Source organism: Cryobacterium flavum (genome assembly GCF_900103805.1).
GTDB classification, from domain to species: Bacteria; Actinomycetota; Actinomycetes; order Actinomycetales; family Microbacteriaceae; genus Cryobacterium; species Cryobacterium flavum.
The window spans coordinates 1-2,219 of record NZ_FNIB01000040.1 but is presented as its reverse complement, the minus strand read 5'-3'; the positions used below and the strand labels follow the sequence as shown (position 1 = coordinate 2,219).

The 2,219-nt window shown below is 60.8% G+C and carries 3 pseudogenes; all 3 read right to left on the bottom strand.

Annotated features, from left to right (window positions below):
* Positions 1-197 (bottom strand): annotated as a pseudogene (locus BLS91_RS19410) (integrase); the annotation flags it as partial.
* Positions 198-339: 142 nt separating this feature from the next.
* Positions 340-1,190, bottom strand: a pseudogene (locus BLS91_RS19405) (IS3 family transposase); the annotation flags it as partial.
* Positions 1,191-1,395: 205 nt separating this feature from the next.
* A pseudogene (locus BLS91_RS20895) lies at positions 1,396-2,213 on the bottom strand (integrase core domain-containing protein); the annotation flags it as partial.
* Between the last annotated feature and the right edge of the window lie 6 nt (positions 2,214-2,219).

Sequence of the window (2,219 nt, the reverse complement as noted above, 5' to 3'; positions counted from 1 at the left end):
CGGCCCGTTCTCGGACTCGTCGTCATCGAGGCGAACTCCGCCCCCAAAGCCGGCGTGTAGCGGCCGTCGTCCTTCTGCGCCAGCACTGCCAACCATCGAATCGACTTCTGATAGTTGCCAATCGTCGACTCTTTATAGCGGGCCGCTCTCAACACCTCGACAACGACGACACCAATGTCATCAACCATCGTTTCCATAGCATTTTCCCTTCATCGCGCATCCGGACATGATGAAAGTAACGCTGGTTGAGGCATCGCACTAAACCGACAAAACCGCGGCCATCCCCAAAAAACTTCTGGCGTCGGAACGGTTCCTCGGCTTAACGTCATCCTCGGCATAATCGGAGTGCAGGATCGTCCCCTCGATGGTCCGCTGCCCGATCGCGTTGCGGGCGGCGGCGACGGCCAGCGACGCTGTCATTCGGGAGTCGATGGAGTAGCCGACGATCTTGTTCGAGTAGACGTCCTTGATGGCGCAGAGGTAGATCTTGCCCTCGTCGGTGCGGTGCTCGGTGATGTCGGTCAGCCAGAGCTCGTTCGGGCGCGTCGCGGTGAACTTCCGTTCGACCAGGTCATCGTGGACCGGCGGCCCAGCCTTCCGCGTCAGGCCGCGTTTCTTCGCGAACACACTCCAGAGCCGCTGCTGGGAACACAGCCGCCAAACCCGGTTCTCGCCCACCGTCATGCCGGCCAGGTTGAGTTCGTCGGAGATGAACCGGTAACCGAACGCGGGGTCGTTCTGGTGGGCGTCCCAGGCTGCGTTGGTGAGGTGGGCGTCATCCCAGTCACGCTGGGAGACGGGGTTGCGTTTCCATTGGTAAAACGCTTGTTTGGAGAAGCGCAACACCCGGCAGGTCACCGTGACGGGAACACCGTCGACGGCCAGTTCACGGACCAGCGGGTACATCATTTTGGGTTGACGTCCCGGGAAAGATAGGCGACGGCACGGCGCATGACCTCGGCTTCTTGCTCAAGCAGCCGAATACGTTTCTTCGCATCCCGCAGTTCTGCGGACTCCTTCTCGGTCACACCGGGCTTGACGCCGTCCTCGACGTCGGCTTTTTTCAGCCAGTTCATCAGGCAGGACTCCGAAATTCCGAAGTCTTTCGCGATCTGGTTCAGCGGGGCTTCGTGCTTCCGGGCGACCGCGACAACATCACGGCGAAACTCGGGTGGGTAGGGCTTGGGCATGATGACATCTTTCCAGTGAAGACGAAGCTCCACAGGTCAGGAGTCAAACAAACCGAGGGCAGTCCCGCCTGGCCCAAAGCCATCTCGCGGATTGAACGCGGCGCCACCCAAGATCGAGTCCTTTCTGAGCGCTACCGCGCATGGCTCGGTGAACAACCGAAAGTCAGTGCTTGACAACAATAGGAGCATCAAATTCCGCCCGCCGGTACTCTGAGGCTTTTGCTTCCAATACCGACAGCGGGATCGGCTCGGTCGCTGGCGTGTGCTCGAGCAAGTCCCACGCCGCCCGCGGCGTAGCTTGTTCGAGGGCTTGATGCGGTCGCCGGTTGTTGTAGTGCTCCCGGAAACGCTGGATCCGGACACGGAGATGCTCGAGAGTGGCCGGCCGGTCGGCGTCGAGGAAACGGATCAACGTCTGGTGGGAGCGCTCATTCTTGCCCTGTGTGGTGGGCTTGCCCGGCAGTCCGCTGATCGGCATGGTGCCTTTCGATGCCAGAAAGATCTCCACAGAGCCGATCGTGCCTGCGCGCAGCTGGTTGAACGCCAGCGAGTTATCCGATAACACTTCCTGGGGTGCCCCGCATGCGGCGATTGCCCGTTCGAGGACGTCCTTGGCATCAGCACTGTTCTCATGACGCGAATACGCGTCGGAGCCCACGTCGTATCGGCTTGCGTCGTCGCCACCGACGGGACCTTCCCTCCGGGGAACCCGCTGTCCATGGCCGCTTCGTAGTAGATCGAGCGGGGACCATAATCCCAGCCATCAGTCTTGAGCTGTTTGCGGATCTTCACCACCTCATTCACCACGACCTGCCCATAACGCCGGGCCGGGACCTTCGGGGCGCGGGAGCGTGGGTGCAGCGCAGCAGCAGCCTCGTGGACAGCTCGCCCGCGGATCTTGTAGAACATGCTCCGAGAGATCTTCAGAGAGCGACAGAACCCGATAATCGACAGCGCGTGAGGCTGGGTCGGATCGTAATTCATGATCGCGGCACGAGTCTGGGGTGAAAGAGAATTCGACATTCCCTA